This is a genomic window from Sphingorhabdus buctiana (assembly GCF_042680825.1).
In the GTDB taxonomy this organism is placed as follows: domain Bacteria; phylum Pseudomonadota; class Alphaproteobacteria; order Sphingomonadales; family Sphingomonadaceae; genus Sphingorhabdus_B; species Sphingorhabdus_B buctiana.
The window spans coordinates 217,109-233,058 of sequence record NZ_JBHUEL010000010.1 but is presented as its reverse complement, the minus strand read 5'-3'; the positions used below and the strand labels follow the sequence as shown (position 1 = coordinate 233,058).

26 protein-coding genes are annotated in these 15,950 nt (G+C 58.9%); all 26 read right to left on the bottom strand.

The features are described 5' to 3' along the window. Positions 1-22: 22 nt before the first annotated feature. Complete coding sequence (secY, locus tag ACFSAG_RS11850) at positions 23-1,399, bottom strand: preprotein translocase subunit SecY (protein ID WP_374613403.1); 1,377 nt, start codon at positions 1,397-1,399, stop codon at positions 23-25. Positions 1,400-1,577: 178 nt separating this feature from the next. Further along, entirely contained in the window at positions 1,578-2,093 is a 516-nt protein-coding gene (gene rplO / locus ACFSAG_RS11845; protein ID WP_374613401.1) for a 50S ribosomal protein L15, read from the bottom strand. A 62-nt stretch (positions 2,094-2,155) separates the two neighbouring features. Then, on the bottom strand, positions 2,156-2,332 hold the full coding sequence (rpmD, locus tag ACFSAG_RS11840) for a 50S ribosomal protein L30 (protein WP_374613399.1): 177 nt from the start codon (positions 2,330-2,332) through the stop codon (positions 2,156-2,158). A gap of 6 nt (positions 2,333-2,338) precedes the next feature. Further along, positions 2,339-3,025 (bottom strand): 30S ribosomal protein S5, encoded by a 687-nt coding sequence (gene rpsE, locus ACFSAG_RS11835; protein ID WP_374613397.1) that lies wholly within the window; start codon positions 3,023-3,025, stop codon positions 2,339-2,341. Between the two features lie 2 nt (positions 3,026-3,027). Then, positions 3,028-3,381 carry a 50S ribosomal protein L18 gene (rplR, locus tag ACFSAG_RS11830; RefSeq protein ID WP_374613395.1) on the bottom strand — a complete coding sequence of 118 codons (354 nt, stop codon included), beginning with the start codon at positions 3,379-3,381 and terminating at the stop codon, positions 3,028-3,030. A gap of 3 nt (positions 3,382-3,384) precedes the next feature. Further along, a complete protein-coding gene (gene rplF / locus ACFSAG_RS11825) occupies positions 3,385-3,918 on the bottom strand; it encodes a 50S ribosomal protein L6 (RefSeq protein ID WP_381514992.1) in 534 nt (177 codons plus the stop codon). Further along, complete coding sequence (rpsH, locus tag ACFSAG_RS11820; RefSeq protein WP_374613391.1) at positions 3,918-4,313, bottom strand: 30S ribosomal protein S8; 396 nt, start codon at positions 4,311-4,313, stop codon at positions 3,918-3,920. Before rpsH ends, rplF begins: the two co-directional genes overlap by 1 nt. Positions 4,314-4,325: 12 nt before the next feature. After that, the gene (rpsN, locus tag ACFSAG_RS11815; RefSeq protein WP_374544054.1) at positions 4,326-4,631 is read right to left on the bottom strand and encodes a 30S ribosomal protein S14; all 306 of its coding nucleotides are present in this window, start codon (positions 4,629-4,631) and stop codon (positions 4,326-4,328) included. A 38-nt stretch (positions 4,632-4,669) separates the two neighbouring features. After that, entirely contained in the window at positions 4,670-5,251 is a 582-nt protein-coding gene (gene rplE, locus ACFSAG_RS11810; RefSeq protein WP_381514987.1) for a 50S ribosomal protein L5, read from the bottom strand. Then, positions 5,244-5,567, bottom strand: a complete 324-nt coding sequence (gene rplX / locus ACFSAG_RS11805; RefSeq protein WP_374613387.1) for a 50S ribosomal protein L24 — start codon at positions 5,565-5,567, stop codon at positions 5,244-5,246. Before rplX ends, rplE begins: the two co-directional genes overlap by 8 nt. A 2-nt stretch (positions 5,568-5,569) precedes the next feature. After that, entirely contained in the window at positions 5,570-5,938 is a 369-nt protein-coding gene (gene rplN, locus ACFSAG_RS11800) for a 50S ribosomal protein L14 (RefSeq protein WP_298605444.1), read from the bottom strand. Positions 5,939-5,941: 3 nt separating this feature from the next. After that, positions 5,942-6,214 carry a 30S ribosomal protein S17 gene (rpsQ, locus tag ACFSAG_RS11795; RefSeq protein ID WP_298605445.1) on the bottom strand — a complete coding sequence of 91 codons (273 nt, stop codon included), beginning with the start codon at positions 6,212-6,214 and terminating at the stop codon, positions 5,942-5,944. A 12-nt stretch (positions 6,215-6,226) separates the two neighbouring features. Further along, positions 6,227-6,436, bottom strand: a complete 210-nt coding sequence (gene rpmC, locus ACFSAG_RS11790) for a 50S ribosomal protein L29 (RefSeq protein WP_374613385.1) — start codon at positions 6,434-6,436, stop codon at positions 6,227-6,229. Next, positions 6,433-6,870 (bottom strand): 50S ribosomal protein L16, encoded by a 438-nt coding sequence (gene rplP / locus ACFSAG_RS11785; protein WP_374544050.1) that lies wholly within the window; start codon positions 6,868-6,870, stop codon positions 6,433-6,435. The genes rpmC and rplP overlap by 4 nt, the downstream gene beginning before the upstream one ends. A 19-nt stretch (positions 6,871-6,889) precedes the next feature. Then, the gene (rpsC, locus tag ACFSAG_RS11780; protein WP_374613383.1) at positions 6,890-7,594 is read right to left on the bottom strand and encodes a 30S ribosomal protein S3; all 705 of its coding nucleotides are present in this window, start codon (positions 7,592-7,594) and stop codon (positions 6,890-6,892) included. Between the two features lie 2 nt (positions 7,595-7,596). Further along, the gene (rplV, locus tag ACFSAG_RS11775; RefSeq protein ID WP_374613381.1) at positions 7,597-7,977 is read right to left on the bottom strand and encodes a 50S ribosomal protein L22; all 381 of its coding nucleotides are present in this window, start codon (positions 7,975-7,977) and stop codon (positions 7,597-7,599) included. Then, complete coding sequence (gene rpsS, locus ACFSAG_RS11770) at positions 7,977-8,255, bottom strand: 30S ribosomal protein S19 (protein ID WP_374613379.1); 279 nt, start codon at positions 8,253-8,255, stop codon at positions 7,977-7,979. Before rpsS ends, rplV begins: the two co-directional genes overlap by 1 nt. Before the next feature lie 3 nt (positions 8,256-8,258). Continuing rightward, entirely contained in the window at positions 8,259-9,095 is an 837-nt protein-coding gene (rplB, locus tag ACFSAG_RS11765; protein WP_374613377.1) for a 50S ribosomal protein L2, read from the bottom strand. Positions 9,096-9,105: 10 nt separating this feature from the next. Continuing rightward, a complete protein-coding gene (locus ACFSAG_RS11760; protein ID WP_374613375.1) occupies positions 9,106-9,414 on the bottom strand; it encodes a 50S ribosomal protein L23 in 309 nt (102 codons plus the stop codon). Next, positions 9,407-10,045, bottom strand: coding sequence for a 50S ribosomal protein L4 (gene rplD, locus ACFSAG_RS11755; RefSeq protein WP_374613373.1), 639 nt, complete (start codon positions 10,043-10,045; stop codon positions 9,407-9,409). Before rplD ends, ACFSAG_RS11760 begins: the two co-directional genes overlap by 8 nt. 3 nt (positions 10,046-10,048) lie before the next feature. Then, positions 10,049-10,870, bottom strand: coding sequence for a 50S ribosomal protein L3 (gene rplC, locus ACFSAG_RS11750; protein ID WP_381514976.1), 822 nt, complete (start codon positions 10,868-10,870; stop codon positions 10,049-10,051). A 188-nt stretch (positions 10,871-11,058) separates the two neighbouring features. Beyond that, positions 11,059-11,370 carry a 30S ribosomal protein S10 gene (gene rpsJ / locus ACFSAG_RS11745; RefSeq protein ID WP_374544043.1) on the bottom strand — a complete coding sequence of 104 codons (312 nt, stop codon included), beginning with the start codon at positions 11,368-11,370 and terminating at the stop codon, positions 11,059-11,061. 145 nt (positions 11,371-11,515) lie between these two features. Further along, the gene (gene tuf / locus ACFSAG_RS11740; RefSeq protein WP_374613369.1) at positions 11,516-12,706 is read right to left on the bottom strand and encodes an elongation factor Tu; all 1,191 of its coding nucleotides are present in this window, start codon (positions 12,704-12,706) and stop codon (positions 11,516-11,518) included. Between the two features lie 88 nt (positions 12,707-12,794). Then, the gene (gene fusA, locus ACFSAG_RS11735) at positions 12,795-14,888 is read right to left on the bottom strand and encodes an elongation factor G (protein WP_374613016.1); all 2,094 of its coding nucleotides are present in this window, start codon (positions 14,886-14,888) and stop codon (positions 12,795-12,797) included. A gap of 110 nt (positions 14,889-14,998) precedes the next feature. Then, the gene (gene rpsG, locus ACFSAG_RS11730; RefSeq protein WP_374613018.1) at positions 14,999-15,469 is read right to left on the bottom strand and encodes a 30S ribosomal protein S7; all 471 of its coding nucleotides are present in this window, start codon (positions 15,467-15,469) and stop codon (positions 14,999-15,001) included. Positions 15,470-15,487: 18 nt separating this feature from the next. After that, positions 15,488-15,859, bottom strand: a complete 372-nt coding sequence (gene rpsL, locus ACFSAG_RS11725; RefSeq protein WP_115547700.1) for a 30S ribosomal protein S12 — start codon at positions 15,857-15,859, stop codon at positions 15,488-15,490. Positions 15,860-15,950: the final 91 nt, after the last annotated feature.

Here is a 15,950-nt window from a genome sequence, read left to right as displayed (position 1 = left end):
TGTTTTTATCGAGCCTGCCGGATCAACGTCCGCGGTTGCCCTTCAATTTGGCTTTCTTCAACAGGTCGCCATATTGGTGCGCCATCAAGTGGCCCTGGATCTGCGCGATCGTATCAACCGTCACGTTCACAAGGATCAACAGGCTGGTTCCGCCCAGTACGAAGAACTGGGTCTGGCCAGTCTGCCCCATCATGAAGTCCGGCAGCAAGCAGACCAGAGTGAGGTAAGCAGCGCCGAGCACCGTGATGCGCGTCAGCACATAATCGAGATAGTCCTGCGTGTTCTTGCCGGGGCGGATGCCCGGGATGAAACCACCGGCCTTTTTCAGATTCTCTGCGGTTTCTTCAGGGTTGAAGACAACCGCGGTGTAGAAGAAGCAGAAGAAAATGATGCCGAGGCCATAGAGCAGCAGGTAGACCGGCTGGCCGTGCTGCAGCCATTGCAGCAACTGGATGATGAAATCGCCGCTCGCGCTTTCGCCAGCGACCTGATTGCCGCCCAGCTGGCTGATGGTCACGGGCAACAGCAAAAGCGAGCTTGCAAAGATTGGCGGGATGACACCTGCGGTGTTGAGCTTGAGCGGCAGGTGGCTGCGATCAGCCTGCATCATGCCGCGCTGCGTTGCCCGCTTTGGATATTGCACCAACACCCGCCGCTGCGCCCTTTCGAAGAAGCAAATCAGCAGCGTAAGGCCGACAAACATCGCGATGAAGCCGACAACGATCACACCGCTGATCGAACCGGTACGGCCGCCTTCGAACAGGTTGGCGATAAGCCGCGGCATCTGCGCCACGATACCCGCCATGATGATCAGCGAAATACCGTTACCAATGCCGCGCGAGGTAATCTGTTCACCCAGCCACATCAGGAACAATGTGCCGCCGATCAGGCTGATGGTGGCGACAATGCGGAACATCAGGCCAGGTTCGACAACTGCCCGAATACCATTGGCCGCGGCCAGCGATTCAAGCCCTGCCGCAAGGAAATAGCCCTGCACCGCAGTCAGCAAGACCGTGCCATAGCGGGTATATTGGTTGAGCTTCTTACGCCCGCTTTCACCCTCTTTCTTGATCGCGGCGAGTGTTGGCGACAGCGAAGCGGCCAACTGAACCACGATCGACGCGGTGATGTAGGGCATCACGCCAAGCGCGATAAGGCTCATACGTTCCAGCGAACCGCCCGAGAAAGTGTTGAAGATATCAAGGACGCCGCCCGCAGCATTGTTCGCATATAGCGCAGCCTGCGCGATCGGATCGACGCCGGGCAGCGGAACGAAGCTGAGCAGGCGGAAGACGATCAAGGCGCCGATGGTGAACCAGATGCGGTTCTTCAAATCGGTCGCTTGGCCGAAATTCGAAAAATTGATGTTCGATGCCATCTTGTCGGCTCGCGATGCCATGCAGATACTTTCCCTTGATTCCCGATTGCTGCGCTAGCGGCTTGGTCGCGCGCAATCTACCCCGAATTCACAAATCGACGTTCCGGTTGTCGTAAAACACCAAACCCCGCAGCCCCTATCGGCCAAGGCCAATATCGGGATGCGGGGTCTGTTGCACAAGAGGACTATGCCTCTTTAATCACTTGGCCTTCTTGGCGCTGCCCTTCTTTTCGGCAGCTTTTTCGGCCGCCGGCTTCACGGTCAGGATCTCGACCTTTCCGCCAGCCTTTTCGACAGCTTCAACAGCAGCCTTCGACGCGCCAGCAACCGAAAGGTTGATCTTGGCAGTCAGCGTGCCCTTGGCGAGGATGCGTACGCCGTCCTTGCCGCCACGCGACAAGCCGGCAGCCTTCAACGCGGCCTGATCGATCACAGCCTTGGTGTCCAGCTTCTTCGCATCGATGAACTTCTGGATCATGCCCAAGTTCACTTCGGCATAATCCTTGGCGAAGATGTTGTTGAAGCCGCGCTTCGGAATACGCATGTGAAGCGGCATCTGGCCGCCTTCGAAGCCCTTTACGGCAACGCCCGAACGGCTCTTCTGACCCTTTTGGCCACGGCCAGAGGTCTTGCCTTTGCCCGAACCGATACCACGGCCAACGCGCATTTTGCGGTGACGTGCACCTGCATTGTCACGGATGTCATTAAGTTTCATGTCTTGCACTCGCTTTCGCTTTGTTTCGCGCACCTCTCCCGAAAATGGGAGAGGATTGTATTTTAGCCGATGACTTCGACCATGTGCCGCACGGAGCGGATCATGCCGCGCACTTCGGGGGTGTCTTCGAGTTCAACCACCTTGTGCATCTTGTCGAGGCCCAGACCCTGCAGCGTCTTGCGCTGAACGGCGGGGCGGCGGATCGGCGAACCGGTCTGCTTGATCTTGATTTTCGCCATGTCGAATTACTCCGTAATCGCTTCGGCGTCGGCTTCGGCAGTCTTGCTGCCACCGCGACCGAGAAGGTCGGCGATTTTCTTGCCGCGACGCTGCGCAACCGACTTCGGGCTGGTCTGGTCGACCAGGGCCGCGAAGGTTGCGCGGATCATGTTGTAGGGGTTCGAGGTGCCGATCGACTTGGTCACCACGTCAGCAACGCCAAGGCTTTCGAAAACGGCGCGCATCGGACCGCCGGCGATGATACCGGTACCCGGAGGAGCCGAGCGGACATAGACGTTACCCGCACCGAAACGGCCATTGCCGTCATGGTGCAGCGTGCGGCCTTCCTTCAGCGGAACGCGAACCATCTTTTTCTTGGCAGCAGCAGTTGCCTTGTTGATCGCCTCAGGCACTTCGCGTGCCTTGCCGTGACCGAAACCGACGCGGCCCTGGCCATCGCCGACAACGACGAGAGCTGCAAAGCCGAAGCGCTTACCGCCCTTTACGGTCTTCGAAACGCGGTTGATGTGAACCAGCTTCTCGATGAAGCCGTCATCTTCCTTTTCCTCACGGGGGCGGCGATCTTCGCGACGGCCACGGCCGCCACCTTCGCCACGGCCACGACCGCGACCACGACGACCACCTTCGGCTTCAGCTTCTACAGCTACGCCGTCGGTGACGATTTCTTCGTTGGTGTTGTTTTCGTCAGCCATTATCAGAACTCCAGCCCGCCTTCACGGGCAGCATCGGCCAGCGCCTTGACGCGACCATGGAACAGGAAACCACCACGGTCGAACACGACGCTGGTGACACCGGCTTTTTTCGCAGCTTCTGCAACGCGCTTGCCAACTTCGGCAGCGGCAGCAGAGGTCGAGCCATTCTTGGTTTTGACCGCCTTGTCGTTGGTCGAAGCCGAAGCCAGGGTCACGCCCTTGGAATCGTCGATGACCTGCGCATAGATATGGCGACCGGTGCGGTGAACCGAAAGACGGGGACGTCCAGCAACCTGCGCACGCAGTTTCGAACGAACGCGCTGGCGGCGCTTTTCAAAGAGAGACAGTTTAGCCATGGCTTATTTCTTCTTCCCTTCTTTGCGGAAGATATATTCGCCGCGATACTTGATGCCCTTGCCCTTATAGGGCTCCGGCTTGCGCCAGCGACGGATTTCGGCAGCAACCTGCCCAACCTTCTGCTTGTCGATGCCCGAGATTTCCACCGTGGTGTTATCCGGGGTCTTGATTTCGATGCCTTCCGGAACGTCGAAGTTCACGTCGTGGCTGTAGCCGAGCTGCAGCTTCAGGACCTTGCCCTGAGCGGTCGCACGATAGCCGACGCCGGTGATTTCGAGAACCTTGGTGAAACCTTCGGTCACACCGGTGACCAGGTTCTGTACCAGGGTACGCTGCATGCCCCAGAATGCGCGAGCTTCCTTGCTCTTGTTCGCGGGCTGCACCGAAACGCCTTCGTCCTTGATTTCATAGGAAATCAGTTCGCTCATCGGCATGCTGAGTTCGCCCTTCGGTCCTTTTACCGAAAGCGTGCCTTCACCGATGCTGGCAGTAACACCAGCCGGGATGGCAACGGGTTTCTTACCAATGCGGCTCATTAGAACACCTCCGCCAGGATTTCGCCGCCGACATTGGCTTCACGTGCTTCGGCGTCCGAGAGCACACCCTTCGGCGTGGAAACGATGGTGATGCCAAGGCCATTGCGAACGATGGGAAGCTCGGTGCTGCCCGAATAGACGCGGCGGCCGGGCTTCGAAACGCGTGCAACATGCTGGATCGCAGGCTGGCCTTCGAAATATTTCAGCTCGATGCGCAGGCCCTTGTGCTTGCCAAGGTCTTCTTCGCTGTAGCCACGGATATAGCCTTCGCGCTGCAGCACGTCGAGGACGCGGGCACGCAGCTTCGATGCGGGCGAAACGACAGAGTCTTTCTTCGCGCGCTGTCCGTTGCGGATGCGGGTGAGCATATCACCCAAAGGATCGGTCAATGCCATTTTCTCTATCCCTTACCAGCTCGATTTGGTCACGCCGGGGATCAGGCCCTTGTTGGCCAGATCGCGCAGCTGCACACGGCAGAGCCGGAATTTACGGTAATAGGCACGCGGACGGCCCGTGGTTTCGCAACGGTTGCGAACGCGGGTCGGGTTGCCATTGCGCGGGATCTCGGCCAGTTTCAGGCGCGCGATCAGGCGCTCGCTCTCGTCTTTCGACTCGTCGTTGGCAATTGCCTTCAGCCGGGCATATTGCCCTGCATATTTCTTGACGAGCTTCTTACGACGCTCATTCTTGTTGATCGAACTCAGTTTCGCCATGACTTAAGTTCTCGTCCTTTCTTGACGAGGAAGCACGCTTACGCGGCTTCCTTTTCCTCAGCTTGTTCTTGCGGGAAGGGGAAACCGAACAGGCGCAGAAGCTCACGAGCTTCGTCGTCGCTGTTCGCGGTGGTGGTGACGATCACGTCCATGCCGCGCACGGTATCGATCGCGTCATAGCTGATTTCCGGGAAAATGATCTGCTCTTTCAGACCCATGGCAAAGTTGCCACGGCCGTCGAAGCTGTTCGGGTTCAGGCCACGGAAGTCGCGGATGCGGGGCATCGCGATGGTGACGAGACGGTCCAGGAATTCGTACATGCGGGCACCGCGCAGCGTCACCTTGACGCCGATCGGCATGCCTTCACGCAGTTTGAAGCCTGCGATCGACTTGCGGGCACGCGTGATAACCGGCTGCTGGCCAGCGATCAGCTTCATTTCCTCAAGAGCGGTCGTAACCTTCTTTTTGTCCTGCGAGCCTTCACCCACACCCATGTTGAGCGTGATCTTTTCGATCTTGGGGATCGCCATGCGGTTCTTGTAGCCGAACTTTTCCGTCATCGCCTGGGCGATCACGTCTTCGTAACGGCTCTTCATGCGAGGCGTGTATTTGTCAGCCATCGATCTTCTCCCCGGACTTGACGGCAACACGTACCTTCTTGCCATCCTTGCCGGCTTCAATGCGAACGCGGGTTGCCTTGCCCGACTTGGGATCGGCCAAAGCTACGTTCGAGATGTGCAGCGGAGCTTCGAAACGATCGAGGCCGCCCTGCGGGTTTGCCTGGCTCGGCTTGCGGTGACGCACGGCAACATTGACGCCCGAAACGACGACTTTCGACGCCTTCGGATCGACGCGGGTGACTTCACCAGTCTTTCCCTTGTCCTTGCCGGCGAGCACGACAACCGTGTCGCCCTTTTTGATTTTCGCCATAGCCATGATTACAGCACCTCCGGTGCCAAGCTGATGATTTTCATGTGGTTCTTGGCGCGCAGTTCACGAACCACGGGGCCAAAGATACGGGTGCCGATCGGCTCCTTGTTGTTACCGATCAGAACGGCAGCGTTGGAGTCGAAGCGGATGACGGAACCGTCGGGACGACGGATGTCCTTGCGGGTGCGAACGATGACGGCCTTGTGGACGTCGCCCTTCTTCACCTTGCCGCGCGGCTGGGCTTCCTTGATCGACACCACGATGATGTCGCCAACGCCAGCGGTACGGCGCTTGGAACCGCCGAGAACCTTGATGCACTGGACGCGCTTGGCGCCGCTGTTGTCAGCCACATCGAGATTGGATTGCATCTGGATCATGGATCAACCCTCCGCGAGTTCGGCTGCAGCCTCGGGTGCAGCGCCGACGCGTTCCACCAGAGTCCAGGTCTTGTTCTTCGAAATCGGCGCACATTCCTGAATGCGAACCACTTCACCGGCTTTCGCGGTGTTGGCTTCATCATGCGCGTGATACTTCTTCGAACGACGGATGATCTTGCCGTAAAGCGGGTGCTTCACCTTGCGCTCAACGAGCACAACGACCGTCTTGTCGTTCTTGTCGGACACCACGGTGCCGGTAAGAATACGTTTAGGCATCGGTTGTGCTCCTTATGCCGATTGCTTCGCGGCGCTTGCACGCTCGCTCTGCAGGGTTTTGATGCGCGCGATGTCGCGGCGCACTTCGCGGATGCGGGCCGGCTTTTCCAGCTGGCCGGTAGCGCCCTGGAAGCGCAGGTTGAACTGTTCGCGCTTCAGCTCGCCGAGCTTGGTCGCCAGTTCATCGTCGCTCTTGACGCGGAAGTCTTCGGTCTTGCTCATCCTTCAGCTCCCAGATGCGAGGTGTCGCCGAGACGGGCAACAACCTTGGTCTTGATGGGCAGCTTCATCGCAGCGCGGCTGAAAGCCACGGCAGCGAGCTGGCCCGGAACGCCGTCGAGTTCGAACAGGATGCGGCCAGGCTTAACCTTGGCTGCCCAATATTCGACCGAACCTTTGCCCTTACCCTGACGGACTTCGGCAGGCTTCTTCGACACGGGAACGTCGGGGAACACGCGGATCCACAAACGTCCCTGACGCTTGATGTGACGGGTGATTGCACGACGTGCCGCTTCGATCTGGCGCGCGGTGATGCGTTCCGGCTCGAGGGCCTTGAGGCCGTAGGAACCGAAGTTCAGTTCGGTACCGCCCTTGGCATTGCCCGAGATGCGGCCTTTGAACTGCTTGCGGAACTTGGTTTTCTTAGGTTGCAACATGATGCTTGCCTATTCTCTATCAGCGGCGGTCAGACTGCGGGCGAACGCCCGAGGTCTGCGCTTCCATCATCAACCGGTCAGTCGCCATCGGGTCGTGGCCAAGGATTTCACCCTTGAAGATCCAGACCTTGATGCCGATGATGCCATAAGCGGTCAGCGCTTCGGCTTCGGCATAGTCGACATTGGCGCGCAGCGTGTGCAGCGGAACGCGGCCTTCGCGATACCATTCGGTGCGGGCGATTTCTGCACCGCCCAGACGGCCACCGCAGGTGATCTTGATGCCTTCTGCACCCAGACGCAGCGCCGACTGAACCGCACGCTTCATGGCGCGGCGGAAGGCGATACGACGGATCAGCTGGTCAGCAACACCCTGGGCAACGAGCTTGGCGTCGATTTCGGGCTTGCGGATTTCGACGATGTTGAGGCTGACGTCGGCATCGGTGTACTTGCCAATGGCTTTCTTCAGCTTCTCAATGTCGGCACCCTTCTTGCCGATGATCACGCCAGGGCGCGCCGCATAGATCGAAACGCGGCACAGCTTAGCCGGACGCTCGATCACCACCTTGGAGATCGCAGCCTGGGGCAGCGTCTTCATGATGAACTTGCGGATGTTGATGTCTTCCAGCAGCATGCGGCCATAGTCCGCACCTTCGGCGAACCAGCGGCTGTCCCAAGTGCGGTTGATCTGCAGGCGGAGGCCGATCGGATTGCTCTTCTGACCCATGATTAAGCCTCTTCTTCCTGTTCGCGAACGACAATGCGCAGGCGGCTGAACGGTTTCAGGATGCGGGTCGACTTGCCGCGGCCACGAGCGTGGAAACGCTTCATGGTCAGCGACTTGCCGACGCTGGCTTCGGCGACGACAAGGCTGTCGACGTCGAGATTGTGGTTGTTCTCGGCATTGGCGATTGCCGACGCCAGAACCTTCTTCGCATCGACAGCCATCGCCTTCTTCGAGAAGGTGAGGATGTTGAGCGCTTCTTCGACCTTGCGGCCGCGGATCAGCGCTGCGACGAGGTTCAGCTTCTGCGCGGAACCACGGATGGTGGTGCCGACAGCCAAAGCTTCCTTATCGCCGACGCGGCGGGGGGCTGCTTGCTTGGACATTAGCGTTTGCCCTTCTTGTCTGCGCCGTGACCATGATAGGTACGGGTGGGCGCGAACTCGCCCAGCTTGTGGCCGACCATGTCTTCATTGACAGAGACGGGCACGAACTTGTGGCCATTGTAGACGTTGAACGTCAGGCCGACGAACTGCGGCAGGATGGTTGAGCGACGCGACCAGGTCTTGATCGGGCCAGCCTTCGCACCAGCGTCCTGCGCGGTTTCTGCTTTTTTCAGCAGATACAGGTCGACAAACGGACCTTTCCAGACGGAACGAGCCATGACTTACCTCTTCTTCTTCGCATGACGCGACCGGATGATCATCTTGTCGGTCGACTTGTTGGAGCGGGTACGAGCACCCTTGGTCGGCTTGCCCCACGGAGTCACCGGATGGCGACCGCCCGAGGTGCGGCCTTCACCACCGCCGTGCGGGTGGTCGACCGGGTTCTTGGCAACACCGCGGGTCAGCGGGCGCTTGCCCTTCCAGCGGTTGCGGCCAGCCTTTGCCAGGGTCTGGTTCGAATTGTCCGGGTTCGACACGGCGCCAACGGTGCCCATGCAGCTGCCCAGGATATAACGCTGTTCACCCGAGTTCAGGCGAACGATGACCTTGCCACCATCACGACCGACGAGCTGCACATAGGTGCCTGCCGAACGGGCGATCTGGCCACCCTTGCCCGGCTTCATCTCGACATTGTGGCAGATGGTGCCAACCGGCATCTGCGACAGAAGCATCGCATTGCCCGGCTTTACGTCGGTCTTTTCGCCAGCAACGATTGTGTCACCAACATTCAGGCGCTGCGGCGCGAGGATGTAAGCGAGTTCGCCATCTTCATACTTCACAAGCGCGATGAACGCGGTGCGGTTCGGGTCATATTCCAGACGCTCGACAGTTGCCGGCATGTCCCACTTGCGGCGCTTGAAATCGACGATGCGATAACGCTGCTTGTGACCGCCGCCAATGCCGCGCGAAGTGACATGGCCCTTGTTGTTGCGTCCGCCGGTCTTCTTCTTGCCTTCGGTCAGCGCCTTGACGGGCTTACCCTTGAAAAGGCTCGAACGGTCGACGAGCACGAGGCCGCGACGCGCCGGGCTGGTTGGTTTGTAGCTCTTGAGTGCCATTTTCCTGCCCTTAGATACCGGTGGTGACGTCGATCGACTGGCCTTCAGCCAGGGTCACGACGGCCTTTTTGACGTCGGTGCGGGTGTAGGGCTTGCCCTTCCACCGCTTGGTCTTGCCTTTTTGCACCATGGTGTTGACGCCCTTTACCTTGACGTCGAACAGCGCCTCGACAGCCGCCTTGATCTGCGGCTTGGTCGCGGAGCCGGCCACCTTGAAAACAACGGCGTTGTTTTCAGAAAGCAGGGTTGCTTTCTCGGTGATGTGCGGCGCAACGATCACGTCATAATGACGGACGTCGATTGCTTCTTTCTTAGCCATTGAAACGGGCCTCCAGCTTTTCAACCGCGGCGCGGGTTAGGACCAGCGTTTCGTGCTTCAGAATGTCGTAGACGTTGGCGCCCACAGCGGGGAGCACATTGACGCCGACGAGATTTGCCGAAGCCTTGCGGAAATTGTCATTCACACCGCCAGCAACATCGGCACCGTCGATGACGAGGGCGGTCTTGCCAAAGCCGAGCTTGCTGAGCTGGCCAGCGAGCGCCTTGGTCTTGCCTTCCTTCATCTCGAGGTCTTCGAGGACGATGAGCGAGCCGGCCTTGGCCTTGCTCGACAACGCCATCTTCAGGCCGAGAGCGCGGATCTTCTTGTTGAGCGACGGGTTGAAGTCGCGCAGGCGGGCACCGTGAGCCTTACCACCACCGATGAAGATCGGCGCAGCGCGGTCGCCATGACGAGCCGTACCACCGCCCTTTTGGCGGCCGAACTTCTTGCCGGTGCGGGCAACGTCCGAACGCTCGCGGGTCGGACGAGCCGTGCCGCGTGCTTTTTCGCGCTGCCAGGTGACGACACGGTGCAGGATGTCTGCACGCGGTTCGAGACCGAAGACTTCGTCGTTCAGGTCGATATCGCCCTTTGCCTTGGCGTCGAGGGTTTGAACCTTGAGTTTCATGGCTTAGCCCTCCTTCTGCTCTTCGCCTGCTTCAGCGGCGGGAGCCTCTGCAACAGGGGTTTCGGCAGCAGCTTCAACAGCCGGGGTTTCAACCGCTTCAGTTGCTTCAACTGCGACGATTTCTTCTTCCACGACCGGAGCTTCATTGTCGTTGCGGATTGCACCCGGGAACGGAGCACCTTCCGGCGACGGAACCTTGACGGCGTCACGAACGAGCAACCAGCCATTCTTCGAACCAGGGACCGAGCCCTTGACGAAGATCAGGCCGCGCGTTGCATCGGTGCGGACGATTTCAAGATTTTGCTGCGTGCGCTGACGGTCACCCATGTGACCAGCCATCTTCTTGTTCTTAAAGACCTTGCCCGGATCCTGGCGGTTACCAGTCGAACCATGGGCACGGTGGGTGATCGATACACCGTGGGTGGCGCGCATACCGCCGAAGCCCCAACGCTTCATTGCGCCGGCAAAGCCCTTACCCTGGGTGTGACCGGTGATGTCCACCAGCTGGCCAGCCACGAAATGGTCTGCAGAGATTGCAGCGCCAACCGGAAGCAGGCCGTCTTCGTTATCAACGCGGAATTCAGCGACGCGAGCCTTGGGCTCGACCTGTGCCTTGGCGAATTCGCCACGTTGCGGTTTGTTTACATTTTTCGCCTTGCGGGCGCCGGCACCGAGGCGGACAGCAAAATAGCCATCCTTCTCTTCGCGGCGAGCACCGACCACCTGGCAGCCTTCGAGCGCCAGAACGGTAACGGGAATGTGGCGGCCATCTTCAGCGAAGAGGCGCATCATGCCCATCTTTTTAGCGATCACGCCAGTACGCATGACCTTAGTCTCCTACAGAGGCCGAACGGACCCATTCCGCCCGGCATGCCAGCCCAAATTTTTGATGCATCGCCCCGTCCGGGCTGAACCCTTCCCGAAGGAAGGAAGACGGGGGACGCAGCCACGCCAGATTGGCGTGCGGTATCCCGATGTCCTGCAACCCGCCCCTGAAGGCAGGTCGCCTAAGCTCAAGCGAGCTTGATCTGAACGTCTACACCAGCAGCAAGGTCTAGCTTCATCAGAGCGTCGACGGTCTGCGGAGTGGGCTGCACGATGTCGAGCAGCCGCTTGTAAGTGCGCACCTCAAACTGCTCGCGCGACTTCTTGTCGATGTGCGGGCCACGGTTGACGGTGAACTTTTCGATACGGGTAGGCAGGGGGATCGGGCCACGGATGAGCGCGCCGGTGCGGCGTGCGGTGTCTGCGATATCGCCAGTCGCCTGATCGAGGACGCGATGGTCAAAAGCTTTCAGACGGATGCGAATATTCTGCGTTTCCATGGGTTTTCCCAATTCCTGTATCTACCAATATCAAAGAGCGAAAACAGCCTGCCCAACCCCCAAATGGAAGCCGGGACGGCTGTTCGTGAATTTCAATAAACCGCCCCGCCCGAATCAGTGACTCGGGCGGGATGCGCGGCCTATATTACTTAGTGATCTTGCTGACAACCCCCGAACCGACGGTGCGGCCGCCTTCGCGAATTGCGAAGCGGAGACCTTCGTCCATGGCGATCGGTGCGATCAGCTTGACCGAGAGAGCGATGTTGTCGCCCGGCATCACCATTTCGGTGCCCTCGGGAAGAATGACTTCGCCGGTGACGTCGGTGGTGCGGAAGTAGAACTGCGGACGATAGTTCGCAAAGAACGGGGTGTGACGGCCACCTTCATCCTTCGACAGAACGTAAACTTCTGCCGAGAATTCGGTGTGCGGCGTAACCGAACCGGGCTTCGCGAGAACCTGGCCGCGCTCAACTTCATCACGGCCAACGCCGCGGATCAGCGCACCAACGTTGTCGCCAGCTTCACCCTGGTCGAGCAGCTTGCGGAACATTTCAACGCCGGTAACGGTGGTCTTCTTGGTGTCCTTGATGCCGACGATTTCGACTTCTTCACCAACCTTGATGATACCGGTTTCGATACGGCCGGTAACAACGGTACCACGACCCGAGATCGAGAACACGTCCTCAACCGGCATCAGGAACGGCTTGTCGGTCGGACGCGGCGGCTGCGGAATGGCGGTGTCAACTGCGTCCATCAGTGCGATGATCGAGTTCTTGCCGATTTCGTCGTCGCGGCCTTCGAGAGCGGCAAGAGCCGAACCCGGAACGACGGGGATGCTGTCGCCGTCGAAGCCATAGCTCGAGAGCAGTTCGCGGATTTCGAGTTCAACGAGCTCAAGGATTTCCGGATCGTCGACCTGGTCAACCTTGTTCATGTAAACGACGAGCGCGGGAACGCCGACCTGACGAGCAAGCAGGATGTGCTCGCGGGTCTGCGGCATCGGGCCGTCAGCAGCGTTCACAACGAGGATCGCGCCGTCCATCTGGGCAGCACCAGTGATCATGTTCTTCACATAGTCAGCGTGGCCCGGGCAATCGACGTGTGCATAGTGACGCGAAGCGGTTTCATACTCGACGTGAGCGGTCGAGATGGTGATGCCACGCTCGCGCTCTTCCGGAGCCTTGTCGATGTTTGCGAAGTCAACAGCTTCACCGCCGTTGATTTCAGCCATGATCTTGGTGATCGCTGCGGTCAGCGTGGTCTTGCCGTGGTCGACGTGACCGATGGTGCCGATATTGCAGTGCGGTTTCGTCCGCTCAAACTTAGCTTTTGCCATTTTTCAAACCTTCTGTTTCGATTTGGATATTGATCAGTTGGGACGACGCCTGCTGAATCAGGCGCCGCCCTTAGTCCCTAATTGCCGGTCAAGCAAGCTTCTCTTTGACTTCCGCTGCGACGTTCGCCGGAACTTCGTCATAATGCGAGAAGTGCATCGAGTAGTTGGCACGTCCCTGCGTGAACGAGCGGAGCTGGTTCACATAGCCGAACATGTTGGCCAGCGGCACCATGGCTTCGACGACCTGTGCGTTTCCGCGGGTGTCGGTGCCCTGGATCATGCCACGACGCGAGTTCATGTCGCCGATGACGTCGCCCAGATATTCTTCGGGGGTGACGACTTCGACCTTCATGATCGGTTCGAGGAGCTTGATACCTGCCTTTTGCGCGGCTTCGCGCATACCGGCACGACCTGCGATTTCGAACGCCAGCGCCGACGAGTCGACGTCGTGATACGCACCGTCATAGAGTTCGATTTCAAAGTCGATGATCGGGAAGCCGATGAGCGAGCCGCTTTCGGCGGTTTCGCGCATGCCCTTTTCAACGGCAGGGATATATTCCTTCGGAATGTTACCGCCCTTGATCGAGTCGATGAAGGTGATGCCTGAGCCGCGTTCACCCGGAGTGATCTTGAACTTGATACGACCAAACTGACCCGAACCACCCGACTGTTTCTTGTGGGTGTAGTCGATGTCGACCGGACGGGCGATATATTCGCGATAGGCAACCTGCGGCGCACCGACATTGGCCTCTACCTTGAATTCGCGGCGCATACGATCGACGATGATGTCGAGGTGAAGCTCGCCCATGCCCTTGATGATCGTCTGGCCCGATTCATGATCGGTCGAGACGCGGAACGAGGGATCCTCAGCCGACAGGCGATTGAGCGCGATGCCCATCTTTTCCTGGTCCGCCTTGGTCTTGGGTTCAACCGACAGCTCGATAACCGGCTCGGGGAATTCCATACGCTCGAGGATGATCGGCTGGCGTTCCGAGCACAGCGTGTCACCGGTGGTGGTTTCCTTGAGGCCGGCAAGCGCCACGATGTCGCCTGCATAGGCTTCATCAATGTCTTCACGGCTGTTGGCATGCATCAAAAGCATGCGGCCAACCTTTTCCTTCTTGCCCTTCACCGAGTTCAGGTAGCTGCCCTTGTTGAGCGTGCCCGAATAGATGCGTGCGAAGGTGAGCGAGCCCACGAACGGGTCGTTCATGATCTTGAATGCCAGCGCTGCGAACGGCGCATCGTCTGCAGTCTTGCGGCTGTCGGCTTCTTCGGTGTCGGGGTTGATACCCTGAACGTCAGGAATGTCGAGCGGCGAAGGCAGGTAATCGACAACGGCGTCGAGAAGCGGCTGCACGCCCTTGTTCTTGAACGCCGAACCGCACAGGACGGGAACGAACGACTGGTTCAGCGTGCCCTTGCGGATCAGCGCCTTCAGCGTCGCAACGTCAGGCTCATTGCCTTCCAGATAGGCTTCCATCGCGGCATCGTCCTGCTCGACGGCAAGCTCGATCAGCTTTTCGCGATATTCGGCAGCCTTGTCAGCCAGATCTGCGGGTATTTCGACATATTCGAATTCCGCGCCGAGGCTTTCATCCTTCCAGATGATGCCGCGGTTGTGGACGAGGTCGACCAGACCCTTAAAATCGGCTTCCGCGCCGATGGGGAGGTACAATACCGCCGGCTTTGCACCCAGGCGATCGATGATCGTCTGCACGCAATAATAGAAGTTCGCACCGGTACGGTCGAGCTTGTTGATGAAGCACATACGGGGAACGCCATATTTGTCAGCCTGGCGCCACACGGTTTCCGACTGCGGCTCAACGCCGGCAACGCCGTCAAATGCAGCAACCGCACCGTCAAGGACGCGCAGCGAACGTTCGACTTCAATGGTGAAGTCAACGTGGCCCGGCGTGTCGATGATGTTCAGGCGATGCTCGGGGCCCTTGCCCTCTTCAGCCTTCCACAAGCAGGTGGTTGCTGCCGAGGTGATGGTGATCCCACGCTCCTGCTCCTGCTCCATCCAGTCCATGGTCGCGGCGCCGTCATGGACTTCGCCGATCTTGTAGGACTTGCCGGTGTAGTAAAGGATACGCTCGGTAGTCGTGGTCTTACCGGCATCGATGTGCGCCATGATGCCGAAATTGCGATATTTATCCAACGGATGGCTGCGTGCCATGGTCTTCACTCCAGTGAGAGGGCCCGTATGACCCTATAGTTGCGGGGGCCGGTCAGGAACCGGCCCCCTATATTCGCTTTATGACGCTATCGTTGCTTGGCCGAAGCCGATTACCAGCGATAGTGTGCGAAGGCGCGGTTCGCTTCCGCCATGCGGTGCGTGTCTTCGCGCTTCTTAACGGCGTTGCCACGGTTGTTGGCAGCGTCGAGCAATTCGCCCGACAAACGAGCCGCCATGGTGGTTTCGCTGCGATTGCGCGCAGCCGAAATCAGCCAACGGATGGCAAGAGCCTGCGCACGCTCGGGGCGGACTTCGCAAGGAACCTGATAAGTCGCACCACCAACGCGGCGGCTGCGGACTTCGATGCCCGGCTTCACATTGTTCAGCGCGTCATGGAAGAGCTGGACAGGGTCCTTCTTCGCACGGCTCTCGACGGTTTCGAGTGCGCCATAAACGATACGCTCTGCGACGGACTTTTTGCCGTCAAGCATCAGGTTGTTCATGAATTTGGAAAGAACGATATCACCGAACTTGGGATCGGGAAGGATAACGCGCTTTTCGGGACGACGACGACGTGACATTTCTCTGTTCTCCCGATCTTACTTAGGACGCTTTGCGCCGTACTTCGAACGCGACTGCTTGCGATCCTTGACGCCCTGGGTGTCGAGAACGCCGCGCAGGACGTGGTAACGAACACCGGGAAGGTCGCGAACACGGCCACCGCGGATAAGCACAACGCTGTGCTCCTGCAGGTTGTGGCCTTCGCCCGGGATGTAGGAAATGACTTCGCGCTGGTTGGTCAGACGGATCTTGGCAACCTTACGAAGCGCCGAGTTCGGCTTTTTCGGAGTCGTGGTATAAACACGGGTGCAGACACCGCGCTTTTGCGGGTTCTGATCCATTGCAGGGACCTTTGACTTGGCCTTCTGCGGGGTGCGGCCCTTACGGACCAGCTGGTTAATAGTCGGCATATCTTCACCTTAAAAAGACAAGCGGTTACTCCATATACACAAGCCGTTTTTGCGACGGAGGCTCAGCCTTTGATCCGCCCGGCCTGATACA

What these genes read in the sequence shown, in the direction of transcription:
- secY (WP_374613403.1), bottom strand. Translation starts at nt 1,399, where the DNA reads ATGGCATCGCGAGCCGACAAGATGGCATCGAACATCAATTTTTCGAAT.
- rplO (WP_374613401.1), bottom strand. Translation starts at nt 2,093, where the DNA reads ATGAAACTTAATGACATCCGTGACAATGCAGGTGCACGTCACCGCAAA.
- rpmD (WP_374613399.1), bottom strand. Translation starts at nt 2,332, where the DNA reads ATGGCGAAAATCAAGATCAAGCAGACCGGTTCGCCGATCCGCCGCCCC.
- rpsE (WP_374613397.1), bottom strand. Translation starts at nt 3,025, where the DNA reads ATGGCTGACGAAAACAACACCAACGAAGAAATCGTCACCGACGGCGTA.
- rplR (WP_374613395.1), bottom strand. Translation starts at nt 3,381, where the DNA reads ATGGCTAAACTGTCTCTCTTTGAAAAGCGCCGCCAGCGCGTTCGTTCG.
- rplF (WP_381514992.1), bottom strand. Translation starts at nt 3,918, where the DNA reads ATGAGCCGCATTGGTAAGAAACCCGTTGCCATCCCGGCTGGTGTTACT.
- rpsH (WP_374613391.1), bottom strand. Translation starts at nt 4,313, where the DNA reads ATGGCATTGACCGATCCTTTGGGTGATATGCTCACCCGCATCCGCAAC.
- rpsN (WP_374544054.1), bottom strand. Translation starts at nt 4,631, where the DNA reads ATGGCGAAACTGAGTTCGATCAACAAGAATGAGCGTCGTAAGAAGCTC.
- rplE (WP_381514987.1), bottom strand. Translation starts at nt 5,251, where the DNA reads ATGGCTGACAAATACACGCCTCGCATGAAGAGCCGTTACGAAGACGTG.
- rplX (WP_374613387.1), bottom strand. Translation starts at nt 5,567, where the DNA reads ATGGCTATGGCGAAAATCAAAAAGGGCGACACGGTTGTCGTGCTCGCC.
- rplN (WP_298605444.1), bottom strand. Translation starts at nt 5,938, where the DNA reads ATGATCCAGATGCAATCCAATCTCGATGTGGCTGACAACAGCGGCGCC.
- rpsQ (WP_298605445.1), bottom strand. Translation starts at nt 6,214, where the DNA reads ATGCCTAAACGTATTCTTACCGGCACCGTGGTGTCCGACAAGAACGAC.
- rpmC (WP_374613385.1), bottom strand. Translation starts at nt 6,436, where the DNA reads ATGAGCAAGACCGAAGACTTCCGCGTCAAGAGCGACGATGAACTGGCG.
- rplP (WP_374544050.1), bottom strand. Translation starts at nt 6,870, where the DNA reads ATGTTGCAACCTAAGAAAACCAAGTTCCGCAAGCAGTTCAAAGGCCGC.
- rpsC (WP_374613383.1), bottom strand. Translation starts at nt 7,594, where the DNA reads ATGGGTCAGAAGAGCAATCCGATCGGCCTCCGCCTGCAGATCAACCGC.
- rplV (WP_374613381.1), bottom strand. Translation starts at nt 7,977, where the DNA reads ATGTCCAAGCAAGCAGCCCCCCGCCGCGTCGGCGATAAGGAAGCTTTG.
- rpsS (WP_374613379.1), bottom strand. Translation starts at nt 8,255, where the DNA reads ATGGCTCGTTCCGTCTGGAAAGGTCCGTTTGTCGACCTGTATCTGCTG.
- rplB (WP_374613377.1), bottom strand. Translation starts at nt 9,095, where the DNA reads ATGGCACTCAAGAGCTACAAACCAACCAGCCCGGCGCGTCGCGGCCTC.
- ACFSAG_RS11760 (WP_374613375.1), bottom strand. Translation starts at nt 9,414, where the DNA reads ATGGCTAAGAAAGAAGCAATCGACGTCCGTCATTATGACGTGATCGTT.
- rplD (WP_374613373.1), bottom strand. Translation starts at nt 10,045, where the DNA reads ATGAAACTCAAGGTTCAAACCCTCGACGCCAAGGCAAAGGGCGATATC.
- rplC (WP_381514976.1), bottom strand. Translation starts at nt 10,870, where the DNA reads ATGCGTACTGGCGTGATCGCTAAAAAGATGGGCATGATGCGCCTCTTC.
- rpsJ (WP_374544043.1), bottom strand. Translation starts at nt 11,370, where the DNA reads ATGGAAACGCAGAATATTCGCATCCGTCTGAAAGCTTTTGACCATCGC.
- tuf (WP_374613369.1), bottom strand. Translation starts at nt 12,706, where the DNA reads ATGGCAAAAGCTAAGTTTGAGCGGACGAAACCGCACTGCAATATCGGC.
- fusA (WP_374613016.1), bottom strand. Translation starts at nt 14,888, where the DNA reads ATGGCACGCAGCCATCCGTTGGATAAATATCGCAATTTCGGCATCATG.
- rpsG (WP_374613018.1), bottom strand. Translation starts at nt 15,469, where the DNA reads ATGTCACGTCGTCGTCGTCCCGAAAAGCGCGTTATCCTTCCCGATCCC.
- rpsL (WP_115547700.1), bottom strand. Translation starts at nt 15,859, where the DNA reads ATGCCGACTATTAACCAGCTGGTCCGTAAGGGCCGCACCCCGCAGAAG.